The following is a 19566-nucleotide window of genomic DNA, read 5'->3' on the forward strand; positions in this document are numbered from 1 at the left end:
TTGGCCTGCCCTGCTTCATCTATATGGGCGCGAAAGACATTGAGCGGCAGCAGCCCAATGTGTTCCGTATGCGCCTTTTGGGCGCAGAGGTCATTCCCGTCACCAGTGGTGCAGGCACGTTAAAGGACGCGATGAACGAAGGGCTGCGCGACTGGGTCGCCAATGTCCATGACACATTCTACATTATCGGCACGGCGGCTGGCCCACATCCGTATCCCGAACTGGTCCGCGATTTTCAAAGCGTCATCGGCAAGGAAGCGCGCGCACAAATGCTGTCGCGCATCAATCGCCTGCCCGACTTGCTTGTTGCGGCGATTGGCGGTGGATCAAACGCCATCGGCCTGTTCCATCCCTTTTTGGATGACAAAGACGTTGAAATGCTCGGTATTGAGGCGGCGGGTCATGGACTTGACGCCGAACATGCCGCAAGTCTTGCCGGCGGTCGCCCCGGCGTGCTGCATGGTAACAAAACCTATTTGCTGCAGGACGATGACGGCCAGATTGCCGAGGCCCATTCGATCTCCGCTGGGCTCGATTATCCCGGCATTGGCCCCGAACATAGCTGGCTCAAGGAAATTGGCCGCGTGCGGTATGACAGCGTGACCGATGTGGAGGCCCTTGCCGCATTCCAATTGCTCTGCCGCACGGAAGGCATCATTCCCGCGCTGGAACCTGCCCACGCCATTGCAGCAGTAGAACGCGAAGCGAAGAAGATGGACCGCGACCAGATCATATTGGCCAATCTATGTGGACGTGGGGACAAGGATATCTTCACCGTCGCTGAGGCTTTGGGGACGACGATATGAACACCCAAACATTCGTCATCCTGAACTTGTTTCAGGATAACGCGTTACCGTTGCCTGTTATCCCAAAACAAGTTCGGGATGACGAAAAGGTGCTTGTATGACTCGCCTTTCCGCCGCCTTTTCCAAGCCCCATCCCGCGCTCGTCGCCTTCATCACTGCAGGTGATGGCGAAACCGCCGCTAATCTAGACGCACTCGTCGCGGGCGGGGCAGATGTGATTGAACTCGGCATGCCGTTCACCGACCCGATGGCTGACGGCCCTGCTATTCAAGAGGCGAATATCCGCAGCTTGAACGCGGGGACCAAGACGGAAGATATCTTCGCCCTCGCCTCCGCCTTTCGCAAGCGCCATCCCGACATGCCATTAGTATTGATGGGCTATGCCAACCCCATGACGATCCGCGGTGGTGATTGGTTTGCATCGGAATGCAACAAGGCGGGCGTCGACGGCGTGATCTGCGTCGATATTCCGCCCGAGGAAGATCCGGAGCTTGGCCCTGCTTTGCGCAATGCAGGCATTGACCTTATCCGCTTGGCAACCCCAACAACCGACGCGGCGCGTTTGCCCACGGTCCTCAATGGCGCGTCGGGCTTCCTATATTATGTCAGCGTCGCTGGCATCACCGGCCTACAAGTCGCAGCACAGACCAGCATTGATGAAGCCGTCGCGCGCCTAAAAGTGCATACCGACCTGCCCATCGCGGTGGGCTTTGGCGTCCGCACGCCTGAACAAGCCGCCAACATCGCGCGCGTTGCTGATGGCGTTGTCGTCGGCTCCGCCATTGTCGAACTTGTCGCTGAACATGGAAGAAGCGCAGCTGGCCCTGTCCGCGATTATGTGGCATCCCTAAAGCAAGCCATTATTGCCGCCAGAAAGGTCTGAACATGAATTGGGTCACCCGCGTCCGTAACGCCATTCCCTTCATAGCCAAGCGCGAGACCGCCGAAACGCTTTGGCACAAGTGCAAGGGTTGTGAGGCGATGATCTTCCTGCGCGAATTTGAGGAAAATCAGTCCGTCTGTCCCAAATGCGATCATCATGGCCGCATTGGCCCCGCTGCACGCTTTGACGCTTTATTCGACAATGAGAGCTATGAGATTCTCAAACCGCCGATCGTGGGCGAAGATCCTTTGAAGTTCAGAGACACCAAAAAATATGTCGACCGGATCAAGGCCGCGCGCGCAGCCACGGGCGAGACCGACGCCATGAAGACCGCGCGCGGCAAGATTAATGACCAGACTGTTGTGGTCAGCGTGCAGGATTTCGCCTTCATGGGTGGATCCATGGGTATGGCGGTGGGTGAAGCGTTCATCGACGCGGTTCAGGCCGCTATCCGTGCGAAATGCCCTTATGTCATCTTCACCGCGGCGGGCGGCGCACGTATGCAGGAGGGCATACTGAGCCTGATGCAAATGCCCCGTTCGACGGTAGCCATCCAGATGCTGCACGATGCAGGATTACCCTATATCGTTGTGCTGACCGACCCAACCACGGGCGGCGTCACCGCATCTTACGCCATGCTTGGGGACGTACAAATTGCCGAACCCGGTGCGCTCATCGGCTTTGCTGGGCAGCGCGTGATTGAGCAGACGATCCGTGAAAAACTCCCCGAAGGGTTCCAACGTGCTGAATATTTGCTGGAGCATGGTATGATCGACATGGTGACCCATCGCCACGACCTGCGCGCTGTGTTGTCGCAGCTCATCGGCTATCTCGCGCCGGAGAAGAAGGCGGCTTGATAAAGCAGTTTGTGATGCCGCCTCATCGTCACCCTGAACTTGTTTCAGGGTCTATTTGGACGCATAGGCCGCCGGTTTTTGCCGCGCGATGGACCCTGAAACAAGTTCAGGGTGACGACTTGTGGTGTTCGGGGAATACGCATGCCTGACCACGCAATCTCCAATGATCCTGCCGTTCAGGCGCAGCTTGATCGGCTGACGATGTTGTCACCCGGCAAGGACGTGTTAGGCCTTGAACGCATCGCAACCTTGCTGGATCGGCTTGGTAACCCGCATCATCATCTTCCACCCGTCTTCCACGTTTCTGGGACCAATGGCAAAGGTTCGACTTGTGCCTTTCTGCGCGGTGCCATTGAGGCGGCGGGGCTCACGGCACATGTCTATTCCAGTCCACATCTGGTGCGCTTTAACGAGCGCATACGGGTCGCGGGGCGGTTGATTGACGATGCTAGCTTGTCCGCACTGCTATCCGAAGTTCTCGACCATGCAGAAGGGCTACAAGCGAGCTTTTTCGAAGTTACCACCGCCGCAGCCTTCTGCGCCTTTGCACGGACGAAGGCGGATGCGTGCATTGTCGAAGTTGGCCTTGGCGGCAGGCTTGACGCGACCAATGTTCTGACCAAGCCTGTAGCGTGCGGTATGTCCTCGCTGGGGTTGGATCATGAGGCATTTTTGTTGGCGGCAGAAGATGGCGTTCCCGACATGCCCCCGCTGGACCGGATCGCGTTTGAAAAGGCGGGCATTGCCAAGTCCGGTTCGCCATTAGTCACGCAGAAATATAGCGCGTCGATGGCAAACACCGTTGCTGCGCAAGCGTCTGTGCACAACGCAGACATACATGCGCGCGGTGAAGGCTGGGATGCCGCGGTATATGATGGCCGCCTGCATTACCGCGATGCCGCTGGAAAGCTGAACCTGCCCCTGCCCAGCATGCCGGGCGTGCATCAGGCGGATAATGCGGCCTTGGCGGTGGCAATGCTGCGGCATCAATCGGCGATTTCTGTTCCCGAAGCGGCTTTGTCCGCCGCGATGGAGTGGGTGCGCTGGCCCGCACGAATGCAATTACTATCGGCAGGGCCCCTGACCAAATTATTGCCTGATGGTTCGCATATCTGGCTGGACGGCGGCCACAACCCCGACGCAGGGGCAGCAATTGCCAGAACGCTGGAAAACGGAGCGCCAGTGCATGTCATTATTGGCATGTTGAAGAATAAGAACGCGCTTGGTTTCTTGACCCCGTTTGCATCGAAAATTGCAACGCTGACGGCCATGCCGATTCCGGGCCATGAACATCATCTGCCAACCGAGCTTTGCGAAGTGGCGCGTTCCGAACTGCACATCACTAACGCACGGCCAGCAGGCGACATTGTAACTGCGCTGAAGCGCATGGCTGGGCAGCAAGCCCCAGTCAATGTCCTCATCTGCGGCTCGCTATATTTGGCGGGTGAAGTGTTACGCCTGAACGATCAGGTGCCGGACTGAGGCAGGCGCTTCGACTGCCCCTTCCAAGCAAGCAATCCGCCTACCACCAGCAATGCCGCAAACGACCATGTAATATCATTTGCGAACTCTAATGGTTTTGAGAGGAGCAGTCCGATCAGTCCGGCGACGACCAGCAAGAAGCCAAAGATACGTATCGGCCCGACCGGATCCTTCATCGCCTTTTCATCGACAGCCGCAACCTGCTGGATACTTTGCACGACATAGCCTTTGCTCCAAAGCAGCCAGAGCAAGATCATGCCCGGAATCGCGGCGACTACGGTAAAGCCCCAAAAGCCGACCCAACCTACATTTTCTGCAACAATGCCCGCTGGCCCTGCCATAAAGGTCCGGCCAACGCCCGCAAAGGACGACAGCAACGCAAATTGCGTCGCGGTGTAGGCAATGCTCGATAGACCCGACAAATAGGTCGCGAAAACCGTGAGACCAATACCGCTCGTTAAATTCTCCGTGCAAATGGTCGCAACCATCATCCAGTAACTATTGCCCGTAGCGGCCAAGATCATGAACATGATGTTGGAGAACATCATCAAGAGGCCCGAGATGAGCAAAGCGCGGCCCATGCCGAGCCACAAGATAAATGGCGCGCCCAAGGCCGACCCCACAATCAACGCGCCGAAGCCCCATAATTTATTGGCGGAAATATAATCGAGATCGGAAAAACCAAGATCAACAATCATCGGGCTTAACATCGCCTGCCCCATGGCATCGCCGACCTTGTACACAAGGACAAAGCCAAGGATGAGGAACGCCCCATGCCGCGTTAAAAATTCGCGGAACGGGTTGATTACCGCCTCTGTCAGCCATTGCTTCGGCTTCATACCCTCCACATGGGCGAAACGATCCACAAACTTGCCCGGCCCGGCCCATAAGGCGCCAATGATGGCCGGAATGATGCAAAATGCGGTCAGGCCATAGGCCGTTGACCATCCAAGGCCCAGACCCTCTTGGGAGGCAAAATAGATGGTTCCTGCACCCGCAATCAAATTGCCCGTGCGATACCCAAACTGGTTTGTCGCCGTGCCGTGCGCGAATTCTTCTTCTTCCAATATTTCGATACGATAGGCGTCAATAACGATATCCTGCGTGGCCGATAGAAACGCTGTGATGAGCGCCCAAATCGCAAATAGACCCATGTCACCAGGCTGCGGATTGCTCGCGCCTAATTGCCAGATCGACACGAAAAGCAAGGCTTGCACGAAGAACAACCAACTGCGGCGTTGCCCGAACAATTTGGTCAAAACCGGCAGATGCAGCTTATCCACCAAAGGCGCCCAGAGGAATTTTATCGTGTACGGAATGCCCAATGCCACGGCAAAACCGATGGTTGCCGTATCGATACCCACCTTCGCCAACCAAAATGTCATTGTCGCGACAAGCAATGTCAGCGGAAAGCCGCTCGAAATGCCCAGCAGAAAGGTAATGACGGGGTTTTTGCGTAAATATGGCCGGAAAGCCGGAACAGTCAGCGCGATCAATGGCAAAGCGAGCAAAATGCCCGCAAAAATGATAAAACGCAGCAAATCGACTGACATTTGGCCCCCTCCAAAATTATTGCGACGATGACTAACGCCATTTTCCTGAATGGCCAGTGACTTTTAAAGCAATATGCGTCAAAGGCGCGGACATGGTTAAACCTCCGTCAAAAGCTCCTGTCCGTCCAACCAAGCCACCGCGTCTGCGTTGGGACAGCAAACCGTCGCGTAAACCCAACCCAAATGCCGGCCCTAGCAAAGGCGCGTTGGAACGTCAGGATGGTGAAGAGCGCATTGCAAAGCTGCTCGCGCGCGCTGGCGTCGCGTCGCGGCGCGAAATCGAACGCATGATTGCCGATGGCCGAGTCACGCTGAACAATGAAAAGGTTGAAACGCCTGCAACCCTATTAAAGTCACTCCGTGGCGTTGCTGTGGATGGCAAGGCGGTGGGACAGCCCGCCCCAACCCAATTATACATGTTCCACAAACCCGAAGGCTGCCTGACGGCTGAACGCGACTTTAGCGGGCGCAAGACAATATACGACGTGCTGCCAAAGGATTTACCCCGCCTGATGCCCATTGGGCGGCTGGATTTGAACACCGAAGGCTTGTTGTTGCTCACCAATGATGGCGAATTCAAGCGCCAGATGGAATTGCCATCGACCGGTGTTGAACGCACTTATCGTGCGCGTTGCTTTGGGGATGTCAGCCAGGAACAACTGGAGGAACTGATCCACGGCATTGAGATTGAAGGCGTAAAATATGGCAAAATCGACGCCAATCTGGAACGCCGCACGGGCCGCAATGGCTGGGTAGAAATGACGCTGACGGAAGGTAAAAACCGTGAAGTCCGCCGCGTGCTGGAACATTTAGGTCTTGAAGTCAGCCGCCTCATTCGCACCCGCTACGGCCCGTTCGTTCTGGGCGAACTCGCGCCCGGCACTGTCGGCGAAGTGCGCCGCGTGGACCTTATCGAATTTCGAAAGACGTTGAAATAATGCGTATCATTTCCGGCCAGTGGCGCTCGCGGCCGCTTGTTGCGCCGAAAGGCGACACAACCCGCCCGACGGCAGACCGCACGCGTGAGACATTATTCTCCATGCTGACAAGTCGGCTGGGGTCGTTTGAAGATTTGCGCGTGCTTGACCTATTTGCGGGATCTGGCGCGCTCGGGCTTGAAGCTTTGTCGCGCGGCGCGGCGCATTGCACCTTCGTCGAGCAGGATGCGCCAGCGCTCGACGCACTTGCAGCGAACATCCATAAGCTGGGCGCAAAAGACCAAAGCGATGTGCGTAAATCCTCAGTACTGTCGCTCGGTACCGCAATAAAGCCTGCGGATATCGTCTTAATGGATCCACCCTATTTGAGTGGCGCGGGTTCTGTGGCGTTGGATAAATTGGGTCGCTTTGGTTGGTTTGCGCCTTCGGCGTGGATTAGCGTTGAAACGAGCATCAAGGAAGATGTCGAGGTGAAGGGCTTCACGATCGACACGGTCCGCAATGTCGGCAAAGCAAAACTCACATTATTGCGGCCTGCGGCGCTTTAACGGCGCGCGCACTTTACGCCTTATTATAGTTCCACCTCAGGACCGAACAGCGCTTGCGGTTCCTTGCGTTGTTCCCTAACTGTTCGCATATGTCAGACATTCAGGTCCAGTCCGATCCTTCGCAAACGGAACCGCCTTGGTTGCGTGGGTTAAACCCGCCGCAGCGTGAAGCCGTGCTTACGACCGAAGGACCTGTGCTTCTGCTGGCGGGCGCTGGCACTGGTAAAACGGCCGCCCTAACCGCGCGTATGGCGCAGATATTGTACACACGCCAAGCATGGCCGTCGGAAATCTTGGCCGTCACGTTCACCAACAAGGCGGCGCGCGAAATGCGCGAGCGCATTGGCGCAATGGTGGGATCAGCGGTAGAAGGGATGCCATGGCTTGGCACCTTTCATAGCATTGGCGCAAAACTGCTGCGCCGTCATGCCGAAGTCATTGGCCTACAGAGCAACTTCACGATTATTGATACGGATGATCAGCTTCGGCTGTTGAAGCAACTTATCCAGTCCGAAGATTTGGACGAGAAGCGCTTTCCTGCACGCGGACTAGCGAGCTTACTCGACAAATGGAAAAATGCGGGCAAATCGCCTGCCGATTTGGACGCTGCTGACAATGAAGCTTTTGCCAATGGCAAAGGGCGGCATATGTATGCACTGTATCAGGCGCGGTTGCTGGCGTTGAACGCCTGCGACTTTGGTGATTTGTTGTTGCATGGTCTGAACCTGCTGAAGAACAACCGCGACATCCTCGAAAAATATCAAGCGCAGTTCAAATATATCCTTGTCGACGAATATCAGGATACCAACGCCGTCCAATATCTTTGGCTGCGATTGCTGGCGCAGAAGCGCAAGAATATCTGCTGCGTCGGTGATGATGACCAAAGCATCTATTCATGGCGCGGGGCGGAGGTTGCGAACATCCTGCGCTTTGAAAAGGATTTTCCGGGCGCCAAGACAATCAAGCTAGAACAAAATTACCGCAGCACGCCGCATATTCTTGCCGCTGCATCGGGCCTGATTGATGCCAACAGCGCACGGCTTGGCAAGACATTATGGACCGAATTGGACGACGGCGAAAAGGTTCGGATCATTGGCGTTTGGGATGGCCCCGAGGAAGCGCGCCGCGTCGGTGACGAAATCGAAGCAATCCAGTATAAAGGTGAAAGCCTGGACAATATTGCGATACTCGTACGTGCCCAGCACCAGACGCGTGAATTTGAAGACCGTTTCATACAAATCGGTGTCAACTATCGGATAGTCGGTGGTTTTCGTTTCTACGAGCGTGCCGAAATTCGCGATGCCATTGCCTATTTGCGCATCGTCAATCAGCCCGCCGACGACCTTGCCTTTGAACGGATTGTCAACGTGCCCAAGCGCGGCATTGGCGACAAGGCTGTCGAAAAAATGCATATTGTGGCGCGCGCAGAACGCACCCCCTTGTCCGTCGCCGCCGCGCGTCTGGTCGGCACCGACGAACTGACCGGTAAGGCACGCAAGTCACTTGCGGACCTTGTGGTCGATATTGCGCGCTGGCGGGACGAGGCAGCGACGATGTCACCTGCCAATCTAACGCGTCTAATACTGGACGAAAGCGGTTATACCGCAGTCTTACAGGCCGAGCGTAGTACGGAGGCATCGGGCCGCCTCGAAAACCTCAGCGAACTTGCCCGCGCGATGGAAGAATATGAAACGCTTGGCGAGTTTCTGGAGCATGTGAGTTTGGTCATGGATAATGACCGCGGCGACACCGGCGCGAGCGTCACGATCATGACTATCCATGCCGCCAAGGGCTTGGAATATGACAATGTCTTCTTAGTCGGGTGGGAAGAAGGCATTTTCCCGTCGCAACGCGCGTTGGACGAAGGTGGCCTTGCCGCGTTGGAAGAAGAACGCCGCTTAGCTTATGTCGCGATTACGCGCGCCAAGCGCAAATGCACCATCATCCATGCCGCAAATCGACGGATTTATGGCCAATGGACCAGCAGCATCCCCAGCCGTTTCATTGAAGAACTGCCGCTCGACCATATCGAGGCCGAACAGACAATGACAGGCGGCGCATCCTTATGGCGCGCCAACTGGAGCGAGCAAACTGACCCATTCGCGCATCTGGCCGCCGCCAACCAAGGCCGCAGCAATGCGCGAGGCCCAGGCTGGCAACGCGCCGCCACCTCGGGCGGTTTCAACCCGCGTCCTCAGCGCATAGCCGAAAACACGCGCAGCGCCGTCAGCCTAGGTAATAAGGGCCGAAGCGACCTCAGCATTGGTCTGCGCGTGTTCCATGAAAAATTCGGCTATGGCGTCATTGCATTGATTGAAGGCAACAAGCTGGAGATCGATTTTGAGCAAGCTGGCCGTAAGCGCGTCATGGACAGCTTTGTTAGTTTAGGATCGGCACCCTCATGATAAGGCTGGTAAAGGACCATTTTTTGCGATTAAGGTGAAGCATGAATGCGGGGGCTTCCAATATCATCACCGATGCCAGAGCGGCGCTCCAGCGGCGCGATGGCGCGCTTGCGCAGCGCTTGTTGGCAGAGCTTCCGGAAAGCGAAATGCCTTGGCTGCTGTTGGCGCAAACTTGCAACCTACTCGGCAACGTCGCAGACGAAGAGGCAGCATTACAGCGGCTGCTTGCGTTGGAACCACGCAACTTGCCTGCGTTAATCTTGTCGGGCGAGTTAAAGGCGCGGATGGGTGATGACCGCGCCGCCAATTCCTTCTTTCAGGCGGCGCTCAATCAAGCGGCAGCCACCCCGAACGTGCCCTCCGCCCTTCACCCAATGCTCCACCGTGCGCGTGAATTTATCGGGCAAGTGCAGGTCAAGTTTGAACAGCACTTGATTGACGGTCTGAAACAGGCAGGCCTCACGCGTGATGGACGGGTCGGCACTGCAGTCGATATGCTGCTTGGCCGTAAGCAGCTCTATGTGCAGCAGCCTTCAAGCTTTTATTTTCCGGGACTGCCGCAACGGCAATTTTACGAGCGCGAAGAGTTCCCGTGGCTGATGGAAATCGAAGCCGCTGTGCCAGCAATGCAAGCTGAACTGTGCGCTGTATTGGCGGATGACCAGGACTTCGCACCTTATGTGGAGGCAAATGCTGACCGACCGCTTGCGGCCAATCCGTTGATGAACGATCCCAAATGGGGGGCGTATTATTTTTGGCGCAATGGTACAATCGTCCCAGAAAACGCTGCGCGCTGTCCGGTGACCATGCAAGCTTTAACACATGCGCCGATGCCGTTGATCGACCAGAGGTCGCCGATTGCGTTATGGTCGTTACTGAAACCCGATACCCATATCCAGCCGCATCATGGCCTGTTAAACACCCGCCTTATCTGCCATATTCCGTTGATCGTCCCGCAGGGCTGCGCCATTCGGGTCGGCAATGAAACGCGCAGCTGGCGTGCGGGTGAAGCGCTGATTTTCGATGACAGTTTTGAACATGAGGCGTGGAATAAAAGCAACGACACACGCGTGATCTTGCTATTCGAGATATGGCGCCCAGAAATATCGTTGGACGAACGCGCCGCGCTGACAACGATATTTGAAACGATCAATAATTATCATGGCGTGCCGGAAGATGCGGGATAGTCTGCGCCGCATACAAAACGCAGCGTTGTCGCCGAATAGACGCCCCTGCCTTGCACTTGCTTGCGCAAGCCGATAGGCCCACAGAATATGTCCGACACGCCCACTGAAATCCATCCGTTAAAAATCGCTGACTTTCGCTTTTACTGGCTCGCACGCTTTATGGCGGTGCTGGCAACAATGGGGATGGTCGTCGTCATCGGTTACCAAGCCTATGACATCGCGCGCAGCGATTATGGCATGTCCATTCGCGAGGCGTCGTTACAACTTGGCCTGTTAGGGCTGGTGCAGTTTGTTCCCCTCGCGCTGCTAACGCCTGTAGCCGGATGGGCCGCAGATCGATGGGAGCGGCGGACGGTAGCGCGGCTCGCCAATAGCATCGACATGATGGTTGCGCTTGCTTTGGGCTGGTTCACTTATGTGGATGGACTGACCCTCCCTCTCCTTTTCCTGTTTGCAGCCTTGCACGGCGTCGCACGGGTGTTTGTTGGGCCGTCTATGTCGGCGATTGCGCCTAACATCGTGCCCCCCGCATCCCTGCCCCGCGCGATTGCCTTAAGCTCCATTGCTTGGCAAATTGGTTCGGTGATTGGTCCTGCGGCAGGCGGCCTGATGTTCGCAGCAAACCCTTCACTGCCCTATTTTGCCTCGGCTGGCCTCATGCTTATGGCGACGGTCAGCCTCAGCTTCGTCCGACCCGTCTATCCGCCGCCGATGGAAAGGAAAATCCACCCTATCCGCCAAATGGTCGATGGTATGCGTTACACTTGGTCGGAACGTTTTTTGCTCGGTGCTATTACGCTTGACCTGTTTGCGGTGTTGCTGGCGGGCGCAACGGCCATGCTCCCGGTCTATGCGCGCGACATCTTGATGGTGGGGCCCGATGGTCTTGGACAGTTGCGCGCTGCACCTGCTATCGGCGCGTCAGTGGTGGCACTCATGCTTACCTTCCGGCCGCTGCGCCATAATGTTGGCGCAAAAATGCTTTGGGCTGTGGTCATATTTGGTATGGCGACTATCGGCTTTGGCCTCAGCCATGAAATAGGGGCCCGTGTCTTCGGAGACGCGCGCATTGGTTTACTGAACATGGGCGCAGGAATGGCGGTAGCTTTGGTCATGCTGGTCGTGCTCGGCGCATCGGACATGTTGTCCGTTTACGTGCGCTCATCCCTGGTGCAACTCAACACGCCCGATGAGATGCGCGGCCGTGTCAGCTCGGTATCTGGCCTCGCCATTTCCGCATCGAACGAATTGGGCGAATTACAGTCTGGTTTGGCCGCAGCGGTGCTTGGTCCGGTCGGCGCGGTTGTATTTGGTGGCGCTGGTGCCATATTTGTTACAGCTATTTGGGCGGGGTTATTTCCCGAACTCAAAAACGCCCGCACGTTCGAACCACAATATAGAGGAAAAAGTCCATGAAAGCGCAATCGATCCTCGAAACCATTGGTAACAGCCCGCATATTCGCATGGGACGTATGTTCCCGAATGCAGAGGTCTGGATTAAATCGGAACGGTCAAACCCCGGCGGATCGATTAAGGACCGCATCGGGCTTGCGATGATTGAAGCGGCGGAAAAGGACGGTAGCCTTAAACCCGGCGGCACAATCATTGAGCCAACATCTGGCAATACTGGCGTCGGCCTTGCGATGGTCGCGGCGGTCAAAGGATACAAACTTATCCTCGTCATGCCGGAATCCATGTCTCTGGAGCGTCGCCGCTTGATGCTGGCCTATGGCGCGTCGTTCGACCTCACCCCACGGGAAAAGGGTATGAAAGGCGCGATTGAACGTGCGCTAGAACTGGTATCACAAACCACAAATTCATGGATGCCACAGCAATTTGAAAACCCCGCTAACATCGACGTCCATGTGCGCACAACCGCGCTGGAGATTTTAGAGGATTTTGCCGACACCCCTGTAGATGTGATGATCACTGGCGTTGGCACGGGCGGGCATATCACGGGTTGCGCCGAAGTTTTGAAAAAGGCTTGGCCAAATCTGAAAGTATTTGCAGTTGAACCAACACTGTCCCCCGTCATCAGCGGCGGCCAACCGGGTCCGCACGCGATCCAAGGGATTGGCGCAGGGTTTATACCGGCAAACTTGCACACGGCTTTGCTTGACGGTGTAATTCAGGTTGATCCCGAAGCAGCCAAAGAAACCGCGCGCCGCGCCGCGCGCGAAGAGGGCATGTTAGTGGGTATATCGTCGGGCGCGACACTGGCTGCGATTGCGCAGAAACTGCCCGAACTACCCGCAGGAAGCCGCGTGCTTGGTTTCAATTATGATACTGGCGAACGTTATCTGTCAGTCCCGGATTTCTTACCAGTCGAGTAAACCAAAAATGCCGGGACACATGTTCCCGGCATTTTGTTGGCTCAGGGGGAACAAGCCGCGGTTACGCCGCTGCGAACATTTCCGGCGTAAGTGCCATAATGGCCTCGCTGCCTGCTTCAATCTTGCGACGAAGCGCGCCGCAATCCGGCATGTGACGCTCCGCAAAATAACGCGCTGTCACCAGCTTGGTTTGATAGAATGATGCGTTCCCTGTCCCTGCATCCAGCGACTTCTGTGCGCTTTGCGCCATGCGTAGCCATTGCAGGCCAAGCGCAACGATGCCCATGATGTGCATATAATGATGCGCACCAGCGCCGATATTATTCGGGTTTGCCATGCCATTTTGCATGAACCACATCGTTGACGCCTTCAAATCGCCATTGGCCTTCTCAAGGCGACCAGCCAAATCCGCCAACGGCCCATACTTGGCAGCAGCGCATTCTTCGTCCACAATTTTGAAAAGCGCCTGAATGGCGCGGCCACCATTTTGCGCGAGTTTCCGGCCGACGAGATCCATGGCTTGTACGCCGTTTGTGCCTTCATAGATCATCGCGATACGGGCATCGCGGACATATTGCTCCATGCCCCATTCGGCGATGTAGCCATGGCCGCCATAGACTTGCTGGGCGTTGGTTGCGACTTCATAGCCCTTGTCCGTGCCATAGCCCTTGATGACGGGTGTCAGCAAAGACAATAGATCATCAGCGGTCTGCCGCTCTTCTTCGGTTTGCGCATGATGCAGCAAATCGGCCTGCAACGCGCCCCATAGGCACAAGGCACGCATACCCTCGGTAAACGATTTTGCGTCCATCAACATACGGCGCACATCGGGGTGGACGAACAACGTGTCGGCCTTTTGCTCCAAATCCTGCGGTCCAGTCAGTGCGCGGCCCTGACGGCGGTCTTGCGCATAATGCACTGCATTTTGGTAAGCGACTTCGGCAATGCCCAAGCCCTGCTGCCCCACGCCAAGCCGCGCGATATTCATCATGATGAACATGGCCGCGAGGCCTTTACTCTCTTCGCCGACCAAAAATCCGGTAGCACCGTCATAATTCATGACGCAGGTGGCGTTGCCATGAATACCCATTTTATGTTCAATAGAACCACAGGATAAAGCATTGCGTGCACCAAGCGACCCATCGTCATTCACAAGGAATTTCGGCACGATGAACAAAGATATGCCTTTCACGCTGTCTGGTGCACCGGGTGTTTTTGCGAGCACCAAATGAATGATGTTCTCGGTCAGATCGTGCTCACCCGACGAGATGAAAATCTTGGTCCCCGAAATGGCAAAGCTGCCATCTCCATTGGGCTCTGCCTTGGTGCGGATAAGGCCTAGGTCAGTTCCGCAATGCGGCTCGGTCAGGTTCATGGTTCCGCCCCATTTGCCCGAAATCATGTTTGGGGCATATTTGGCCTTCTGCTCGTTACTGCCCTTGACCAAAATCGCGGACACCGCGCCCTGTGTCAGACCGGGGTACATCGCAAACGCCATGTTGGAACTCGCCATAAGCTCCTCAAAGGCCATGGAGACGATGTGCGGCATGCCCTGCCCGCCAAACTCCACGGGGCTCGACAATGTGCCCCAGCCACCTTCGCAATATAGCTTATAGGCGTCCTTGAAACCGTCGGGCGTGGTCACGCTGCCATCCTCATGGCGTGTGCAGCCTTGCAGGTCACCGACTTGGTTCAAAGGAAACAGCACATTTTCCACAAACTTTGCGCCTTCGGTGAGGATCGCATCAATCATATCAGCGCTGGCATTTTCAAAACCAGGCAGATTGGCGTAGCGCTCAACGCCCAAAACTTCGTTAAGGATGAACTGCGTGTCGCGAACGGGGGCGGTATAGCTTGGCATTTTCGGTCCTTTAGATAGCGGTGAATAGGGCGTTACGCCGCGGCAGATTTTTCCGCGGCCTCGACCTGTTCCACCGTTGAAACAAATTCGGTCAGCTCTTTAATTGCGCTCTCAATGTCGTCGCGCTGTGCCTTTAACAGATTGATCCGGTCGCGGCATTTTTCAATAGTCACACGGCGTTGAATATTGCGACCGTCATTCAGGTCGTACAAATCGATCATCTCGCGGATTTCTGCCAGGCTGAACCCGACCCGCTTTGCCCGCAATATCCATGCCAACCGCGCCCGGTCCCGTTTTGAATAAATGCGCGCCAAGCCCATACGTTCCGGCGAAATCAGCCCCTGATCTTCGTAAAAACGCAATGCCCGCGCGGTTACCTCAAATTCGACTGATAGGTCGGATATCGTAAACGAATCCCGATTATATGCGTCGGGCGTGTCGATGGTCGCATCGGCCCGCTTTTCTTCGCGCGTTACAGATTCCATTGCGCCCTCCCTCTTCGTTGCCCTAACGTCACTAGTTTACGTTAGCGTAAACGTCAATCGGGGACGTGACGGTTGCGGTAGGAATAAAGCAGGTTAAACGGATGGCTCGGGCGGAAATGCTTCTGCGGGCTTTGGTGCCAGTACTGGTGGAGGCAGTGTGGGATCGACGGTGGCATCCTCTGGTCCAGCCAAAGCATCTGTGGCTGGCGGGGGCTCCGGCCGCTTGACGGGCGTTGACGTGTCTTGAAGAACGACGACCTCTTGCCCCATTTGTGTGACGCCGAACAAGTTCTTGGCAAAAACTAAGGGCAAACGGATACAGCCATGTGATGCCGGATATCCGGGCAAATCACCCCCGTGAATGGCAATACCATCCCAGGTCAGCCGCTGCATAAATGGCATCGGCGCGTTGCTGTAGAGGTTGGATTTGTGGTCCACATTTTTCTGCAGAATATTGAAAACACCTGTCGGCGTTTCCTTACCCTTTTTCCCCGACGAAATAGTGCTGAAGCCAATTAACTCATCATTCTGAAACACATAAATCCGCTGAATATCGAGCACGACGACGATTTTCATCGGTCCTGTATAGACCTCCTGCTTTGCCCACCGAAACTGTCCGGGCTTCAGCGCGTCAACAGGCCCTTTTTTGCGGGGCTTTGGTGTGGGCGTTGCAATAGGGGTTTTCGCGGCAGGTGGGTTTGCCACAGGCGGCGGGACTACCGATTGCGGTGGCGTGGCCGACGAGGGATCCGCCGGAACGACTTCAGGCCTCTGACCTTGCTGGATAGGTGCAGGCGGCGCCTGCTCCAATACTTGCGCTCCAGACATGGCCGGCACTGCACTCATCAACAAAAGCGCGATTATGCCCTGCAATGTGCGGATGCCCGCGCCGAAACCCATGAAATTGCCCTAACTGCCGGATATTGCGCCGTACAAAACAGCATCTTAATGGGCATACCATCATCCGCTTAAAAATTCGACGTCAATTTTTCCGCACCGGTATAAATTAGGCCGGGACCCATAGGTTCCGACATGATGCGCTTAACCGTCCTGCTTTTGCGCTCAAATGCCTTAAAGGCCCTATTTATCGCCAGCGTTGAGCCCTATCTTGCCTTCATGAACATAGGACGCAGGCAATTCATTCATTCGGCGGTTTTAGGCGCGAGCTTACTTACGGTTCCATCAAAGGCGGCCGACATCGTCTTTCGGCCAGGCACAGGCACCGAACCGGGCGGCCCATCGCCTTTATTGCTTGATCGCGCAAAGGCCGCTTTGGCGGCGCATAAGGCGCGCATTCACAACCATGATTTGCTGGCCATAGCGGACTTTTCCAAGCCATCGCGCGATCCGCGCTTTTATGTTGTCGATCTGCGTAGTGGAAAATCCGACACATTCTTGGTCGCCCATGGCAAGGGTTCAGACCCAAGCCATAGCGGCTGGGTCCAACATTTTTCCAACGTGCGTGGGTCGGAGGCTACATCGGCGGGCAGCTATCTCGTCGGTGAGACCTATATTGGTCAATATGGCGAATCCCGCCGGTTAATCGGGCTTGATCCGCAGAATGACCAAGCCGAGGCCCGCGCGATTGTCATTCACCCTGCTTGGTATGTGAACCGTTCGCTCATTTACGACCAAGGCAAGATTGGCCGAAGCCAAGGCTGCTTTGCTTTTGCGAAGGATGATATCAACGTGATCCTGGAGCGCGTGGCCCCAGGATGCCTCTTATTCGCTGATAAGGTGTAAGCTCAGCTCCGGTTTCCCGACTTAAACACACCGCAGATAATCCGCTTGCCGCTATTGCCGCTTGGATCGGTTTTATAGTCATCGGCTTTCTCATGGATGACAAGCGCGCCGCCATCGGCATCCAACAGACCGGTTGGTCCTGACAGCATTATATCCTTCAATTTATACTCCAATATGATTTTCCGATCAGCGCCCGCATTCACATTGGGCAAATCACCATCATGCGCGCCCATGGGGTTGTCGTGGCCATGTTGCTTCATATCCGGGTTCCAGTGCGGCCCCGCGCTGGCGAAGTCAGGTGCTTCACATTTCCCAACGGCATGCAGATGCATGCCAAATGTTCCGGCCGCAGGCGCTTGGGCAGACAGGCTTAAAAACACACCATCGCGCCGCTGCGATATGGTCGCAACACCGGCCCAGCTGCCGTCGGCACGGGCAAGATCAGCCGTTACAACTTCGGACGCCTCAACTGCCTTTGTAGCTGGCATGGTCGCACAGCTCGCGAGGATGGGAATAACAAAAATCGGCAGAAACTTAAGCATATTCTTCTCCTAAATCTGGCTGTGCGAGCGCAACATAACATCAACCATGCGGCACTCAATTTGTTTCATGCGTTCAGTCGGCCCATTTGTCGGGCTTAACGCCCTGCGCAAAGAGCAACGCTGTTAGATCATTATGTCGTACGGAAAAGTTTGCTGCTTGCGCTAATTGCGGGCGCGGATGATAGCCAACACCAAGGCCCCCGCCGGACACCGCTGCAGCGATCATTGGCAAATCATTCGCGCCATCACCAACCGCCAGCGCCGCCTCAAGGTCAACGCCGCGTGCTTCTGCCGCGGCGTGCAACACGATACGCTTTGTCGATGCATCCACGATATCGGCCGCCAGTGCCCCCGTTAGGCGTCCGTCTTTAATCTCCAGAAGATTGGCATGCACCTCATGAAAGCCCAGCCTATCAGCCACAGGACCCGTAAAGCTTGTAAACCCACCCGACACGAGTACCGCATGCGCGCCCCATCCGGTCATCGTACGCACGAGGATATCGGCTCCCGGCATTGGCTGCACGCGTTCGCGCAGGCACTGCGCAATGACATCCTCGTCCAGCCCCGCCAGCAGAGCGACCCGCGCCTTTAAAGCCTCGGCAAAATCGAGCTCACCGGCCATTGCGCGTTCGGTAATCGCGGCAATCTCTGGCTTAATGCCGGCATAGTCCGCCAATTCGTCAATGCATTCGACCGTAATCATGGTGCTGTCCATATCGGACACCAACAACATTTTTCGGCGGCTCCCCTCATGCTGGATGGCAATATCAAAACGGTCCTCAATACCCGCGAGGGCCAAGCGCCCATCGGATAGGTCGCCTTCAAACAATATGTCGGCTGCTTTGCCTTCTGCGAGCCAGTCAAAAGCCTTGGGGATACAGCCGGCTTCGGCCAATCGATCCTTCGCCTCGGAAAAGTTGCCGCTTTCCAGATTGTCTGCTGCTATCAGAGTGCAAATGGGCATATCGAATCCTCAAAATATGGTCGCGCTTATTGCGGGTCCGACAGCAAGCGGCAAGACGGCATTAGCGCTGCATCTGGCCCGATCTGGCAATTTCGAGATAATCAACGCCGATAGCGCGCAAGTTTATTCTGATCTGCCGATATTGAGCGCGCAGCCCACTGCCGATGAACAACGCAGAGCTCCCCATCATCTTTTTAGCTATATCGATGGCGTCAACCCCTGCTCCGCCGCGCGCTGGGCCAAAGATGCCAAGCAGGCTATTGCGCGCACCCATGCCGCAGGCGCCACGCCGATATTGGTCGGCGGTAGCGGCCTTTACCTACGCACCTTGCTGGACGGCATTGCGCCCATACCGGAAGTTGACCCTGAATTGCGGGCCGCAATCCGCGCGATGCCAGTGGAAGAAGCTTATGCCGCGCTTCAAACATATGATGCGCCGGTTGCCGCAACCTTGGCCCCCACGGATGTCAGTCGCATCACCCGTGCACTTGAGGTCGTGCAAAGCACCGGGCGCAGCATCTTGGCATGGCGCGCAACCAAGATTGGCGGCATATCAGCGGACATCATTTTGCGTCCTTTGTTGCTCTTACCCCCACGCGATTGGCTATACGCGCGCTGCGACACTCGCTTTGAACAAATGATGGCGCATGGTGCAATTGATGAAGTGGAGGCGTTGCTTGCCCGCAATCTGCCGCAAGATGCACCCGTTATGCGCGCCATCGGCGTGCCGGAGATTTCGGCCTATCTTAAAGGCATGATGAATCGGGACGAAGCGATTGCGCGCGGCCAAATTGCCACCCGACAATATGCAAAGCGGCAGTTTACTTGGTTTCGCAATCAAGCTCCTGCGGATTGGCACCGCGCAAGTGCAGTAATAAATGATTCAAATATAGGTGATTTTGAAATAATATTTTAATGAATGTATTTGACAAGTCATTTTCTAATCATTAGCTAGCCCGCTCTTGCTTACCCTATTGCA

18 protein-coding genes are annotated in these 19566 nt (G+C 55.8%); 12 read left to right on the forward strand and 6 right to left on the reverse strand.

Features of this window, described 5'->3' with window-relative positions; translation table 11 throughout:
- The 4 genes from trpB to Q0O33_RS07965 form a co-directional block, all read left to right on the forward strand.
- Positions 1-806, forward strand: an 806-nt coding sequence (gene trpB / locus Q0O33_RS07950) for a tryptophan synthase subunit beta (protein WP_295498019.1), incomplete at its 5' end; no start/stop codon positions are given.
- Between the two features lie 97 nt (positions 807-903).
- Entirely contained in the window at positions 904-1689 is a 786-nt protein-coding gene (gene trpA, locus Q0O33_RS07955) for a tryptophan synthase subunit alpha (protein WP_295498021.1), read from the forward strand.
- A gap of 2 nt (positions 1690-1691) precedes the next feature.
- A complete protein-coding gene (accD, locus tag Q0O33_RS07960) occupies positions 1692-2546 on the forward strand; it encodes an acetyl-CoA carboxylase, carboxyltransferase subunit beta (protein WP_295498023.1) in 855 nt (284 codons plus the stop codon).
- A 141-nt stretch (positions 2547-2687) separates the two neighbouring features.
- The gene (locus Q0O33_RS07965) at positions 2688-4028 is read left to right on the forward strand and encodes a bifunctional folylpolyglutamate synthase/dihydrofolate synthase (RefSeq protein ID WP_295498024.1); all 1341 of its coding nucleotides are present in this window, start codon (positions 2688-2690) and stop codon (positions 4026-4028) included.
- Here the strand turns inward: Q0O33_RS07965 and Q0O33_RS07970 are convergent.
- A complete protein-coding gene (locus tag Q0O33_RS07970; RefSeq protein WP_295498026.1) occupies positions 4013-5581 on the reverse strand; it encodes an MFS transporter in 1569 nt (522 codons plus the stop codon). The two genes, Q0O33_RS07965 and Q0O33_RS07970, sit on opposite strands and share 16 nt — an antisense overlap.
- Before the next feature lie 92 nt (positions 5582-5673).
- Between Q0O33_RS07970 and Q0O33_RS07975 the strand changes: the two genes are divergently transcribed.
- From Q0O33_RS07975 to cysK, 6 genes are all read left to right on the forward strand, one after another.
- The gene (locus tag Q0O33_RS07975; protein WP_295498028.1) at positions 5674-6519 is read left to right on the forward strand and encodes a pseudouridine synthase; all 846 of its coding nucleotides are present in this window, start codon (positions 5674-5676) and stop codon (positions 6517-6519) included.
- A complete protein-coding gene (gene rsmD, locus Q0O33_RS07980) occupies positions 6519-7067 on the forward strand; it encodes a 16S rRNA (guanine(966)-N(2))-methyltransferase RsmD (protein ID WP_295498030.1) in 549 nt (182 codons plus the stop codon). Before Q0O33_RS07975 ends, rsmD begins: the two co-directional genes overlap by 1 nt.
- A gap of 89 nt (positions 7068-7156) precedes the next feature.
- Complete coding sequence (locus Q0O33_RS07985) at positions 7157-9472, forward strand: UvrD-helicase domain-containing protein (protein WP_295498032.1); 2316 nt, start codon at positions 7157-7159, stop codon at positions 9470-9472.
- A 41-nt stretch (positions 9473-9513) separates the two neighbouring features.
- Positions 9514-10659, forward strand: a complete 1146-nt coding sequence (locus Q0O33_RS07990; protein WP_295498034.1) for an aspartyl/asparaginyl beta-hydroxylase domain-containing protein — start codon at positions 9514-9516, stop codon at positions 10657-10659.
- 87 nt (positions 10660-10746) lie between these two features.
- On the forward strand, positions 10747-12075 hold the full coding sequence (locus Q0O33_RS07995) for an MFS transporter (RefSeq protein WP_295498036.1): 1329 nt from the start codon (positions 10747-10749) through the stop codon (positions 12073-12075).
- On the forward strand, positions 12072-12992 hold the full coding sequence (gene cysK / locus Q0O33_RS08000; protein ID WP_295498038.1) for a cysteine synthase A: 921 nt from the start codon (positions 12072-12074) through the stop codon (positions 12990-12992). Before Q0O33_RS07995 ends, cysK begins: the two co-directional genes overlap by 4 nt.
- Positions 12993-13053: 61 nt before the next feature.
- On the opposite strand, the gene Q0O33_RS08005 is transcribed toward cysK, so the two are convergent.
- The 3 genes from Q0O33_RS08005 to Q0O33_RS08015 form a co-directional block, all read right to left on the reverse strand.
- Positions 13054-14853 (reverse strand): acyl-CoA dehydrogenase C-terminal domain-containing protein, encoded by a 1800-nt coding sequence (locus Q0O33_RS08005; RefSeq protein ID WP_295498040.1) that lies wholly within the window; start codon positions 14851-14853, stop codon positions 13054-13056.
- A gap of 32 nt (positions 14854-14885) precedes the next feature.
- Positions 14886-15338 (reverse strand): MerR family DNA-binding transcriptional regulator, encoded by a 453-nt coding sequence (locus Q0O33_RS08010; protein ID WP_295498042.1) that lies wholly within the window; start codon positions 15336-15338, stop codon positions 14886-14888.
- Between the two features lie 93 nt (positions 15339-15431).
- Positions 15432-16238 (reverse strand): L,D-transpeptidase family protein, encoded by an 807-nt coding sequence (locus Q0O33_RS08015; protein ID WP_366048464.1) that lies wholly within the window; start codon positions 16236-16238, stop codon positions 15432-15434.
- A gap of 132 nt (positions 16239-16370) precedes the next feature.
- Here Q0O33_RS08015 and Q0O33_RS08020 point away from each other — a divergent pair, with 132 nt between their 5' ends.
- Positions 16371-17081 carry a murein L,D-transpeptidase catalytic domain family protein gene (locus Q0O33_RS08020; RefSeq protein WP_295498044.1) on the forward strand — a complete coding sequence of 237 codons (711 nt, stop codon included), beginning with the start codon at positions 16371-16373 and terminating at the stop codon, positions 17079-17081.
- Between the two features lie 2 nt (positions 17082-17083).
- Here the strand turns inward: Q0O33_RS08020 and Q0O33_RS08025 are convergent, their stop codons facing one another.
- Positions 17084-17623 (reverse strand): superoxide dismutase family protein, encoded by a 540-nt coding sequence (locus tag Q0O33_RS08025; protein WP_295498046.1) that lies wholly within the window; start codon positions 17621-17623, stop codon positions 17084-17086.
- A 73-nt stretch (positions 17624-17696) separates the two neighbouring features.
- On the reverse strand, positions 17697-18587 hold the full coding sequence (serB, locus tag Q0O33_RS08030) for a phosphoserine phosphatase SerB (protein ID WP_295498048.1): 891 nt from the start codon (positions 18585-18587) through the stop codon (positions 17697-17699).
- On the opposite strand from serB, the gene miaA reads away from it, so the two are divergent.
- Entirely contained in the window at positions 18580-19503 is a 924-nt protein-coding gene (gene miaA, locus Q0O33_RS08035; protein ID WP_295498050.1) for a tRNA (adenosine(37)-N6)-dimethylallyltransferase MiaA, read from the forward strand. The two genes, serB and miaA, sit on opposite strands and share 8 nt — an antisense overlap.
- The last annotated feature ends 63 nt before the right edge of the window (positions 19504-19566 follow it).

This window comes from Sphingorhabdus sp. EL138, assembly GCF_945862485.1.
Classification (GTDB): Bacteria; Pseudomonadota; Alphaproteobacteria; order Sphingomonadales; family Sphingomonadaceae; genus Sphingorhabdus_B.

Bases quoted from the DNA above. Each gene is read 5' to 3' on its own strand.
- trpA (WP_295498021.1), top strand. From the start codon at position 904: ATGACTCGCCTTTCCGCCGCCTTTTCCAAGCCCCATCCCGCGCTCGTC.
- accD (WP_295498023.1), top strand. From the start codon at position 1,692: ATGAATTGGGTCACCCGCGTCCGTAACGCCATTCCCTTCATAGCCAAG.
- Q0O33_RS07965 (WP_295498024.1), top strand. From the start codon at position 2,688: ATGCCTGACCACGCAATCTCCAATGATCCTGCCGTTCAGGCGCAGCTT.
- Q0O33_RS07970 (WP_295498026.1), bottom strand. From the start codon at position 5,581: ATGTCAGTCGATTTGCTGCGTTTTATCATTTTTGCGGGCATTTTGCTC.
- Q0O33_RS07975 (WP_295498028.1), top strand. From the start codon at position 5,674: ATGGTTAAACCTCCGTCAAAAGCTCCTGTCCGTCCAACCAAGCCACCG.
- rsmD (WP_295498030.1), top strand. From the start codon at position 6,519: ATGCGTATCATTTCCGGCCAGTGGCGCTCGCGGCCGCTTGTTGCGCCG.
- Q0O33_RS07985 (WP_295498032.1), top strand. From the start codon at position 7,157: ATGTCAGACATTCAGGTCCAGTCCGATCCTTCGCAAACGGAACCGCCT.
- Q0O33_RS07990 (WP_295498034.1), top strand. From the start codon at position 9,514: ATGAATGCGGGGGCTTCCAATATCATCACCGATGCCAGAGCGGCGCTC.
- Q0O33_RS07995 (WP_295498036.1), top strand. From the start codon at position 10,747: ATGTCCGACACGCCCACTGAAATCCATCCGTTAAAAATCGCTGACTTT.
- cysK (WP_295498038.1), top strand. From the start codon at position 12,072: ATGAAAGCGCAATCGATCCTCGAAACCATTGGTAACAGCCCGCATATT.
- Q0O33_RS08005 (WP_295498040.1), bottom strand. From the start codon at position 14,853: ATGCCAAGCTATACCGCCCCCGTTCGCGACACGCAGTTCATCCTTAAC.
- Q0O33_RS08010 (WP_295498042.1), bottom strand. From the start codon at position 15,338: ATGGAATCTGTAACGCGCGAAGAAAAGCGGGCCGATGCGACCATCGAC.
- Q0O33_RS08015 (WP_366048464.1), bottom strand. From the start codon at position 16,238: ATGGGTTTCGGCGCGGGCATCCGCACATTGCAGGGCATAATCGCGCTT.
- Q0O33_RS08020 (WP_295498044.1), top strand. From the start codon at position 16,371: ATGATGCGCTTAACCGTCCTGCTTTTGCGCTCAAATGCCTTAAAGGCC.
- Q0O33_RS08025 (WP_295498046.1), bottom strand. From the start codon at position 17,623: ATGCTTAAGTTTCTGCCGATTTTTGTTATTCCCATCCTCGCGAGCTGT.
- miaA (WP_295498050.1), top strand. From the start codon at position 18,580: ATGGGCATATCGAATCCTCAAAATATGGTCGCGCTTATTGCGGGTCCG.
- serB (WP_295498048.1), bottom strand. From the start codon at position 18,587: ATGCCCATTTGCACTCTGATAGCAGCAGACAATCTGGAAAGCGGCAAC.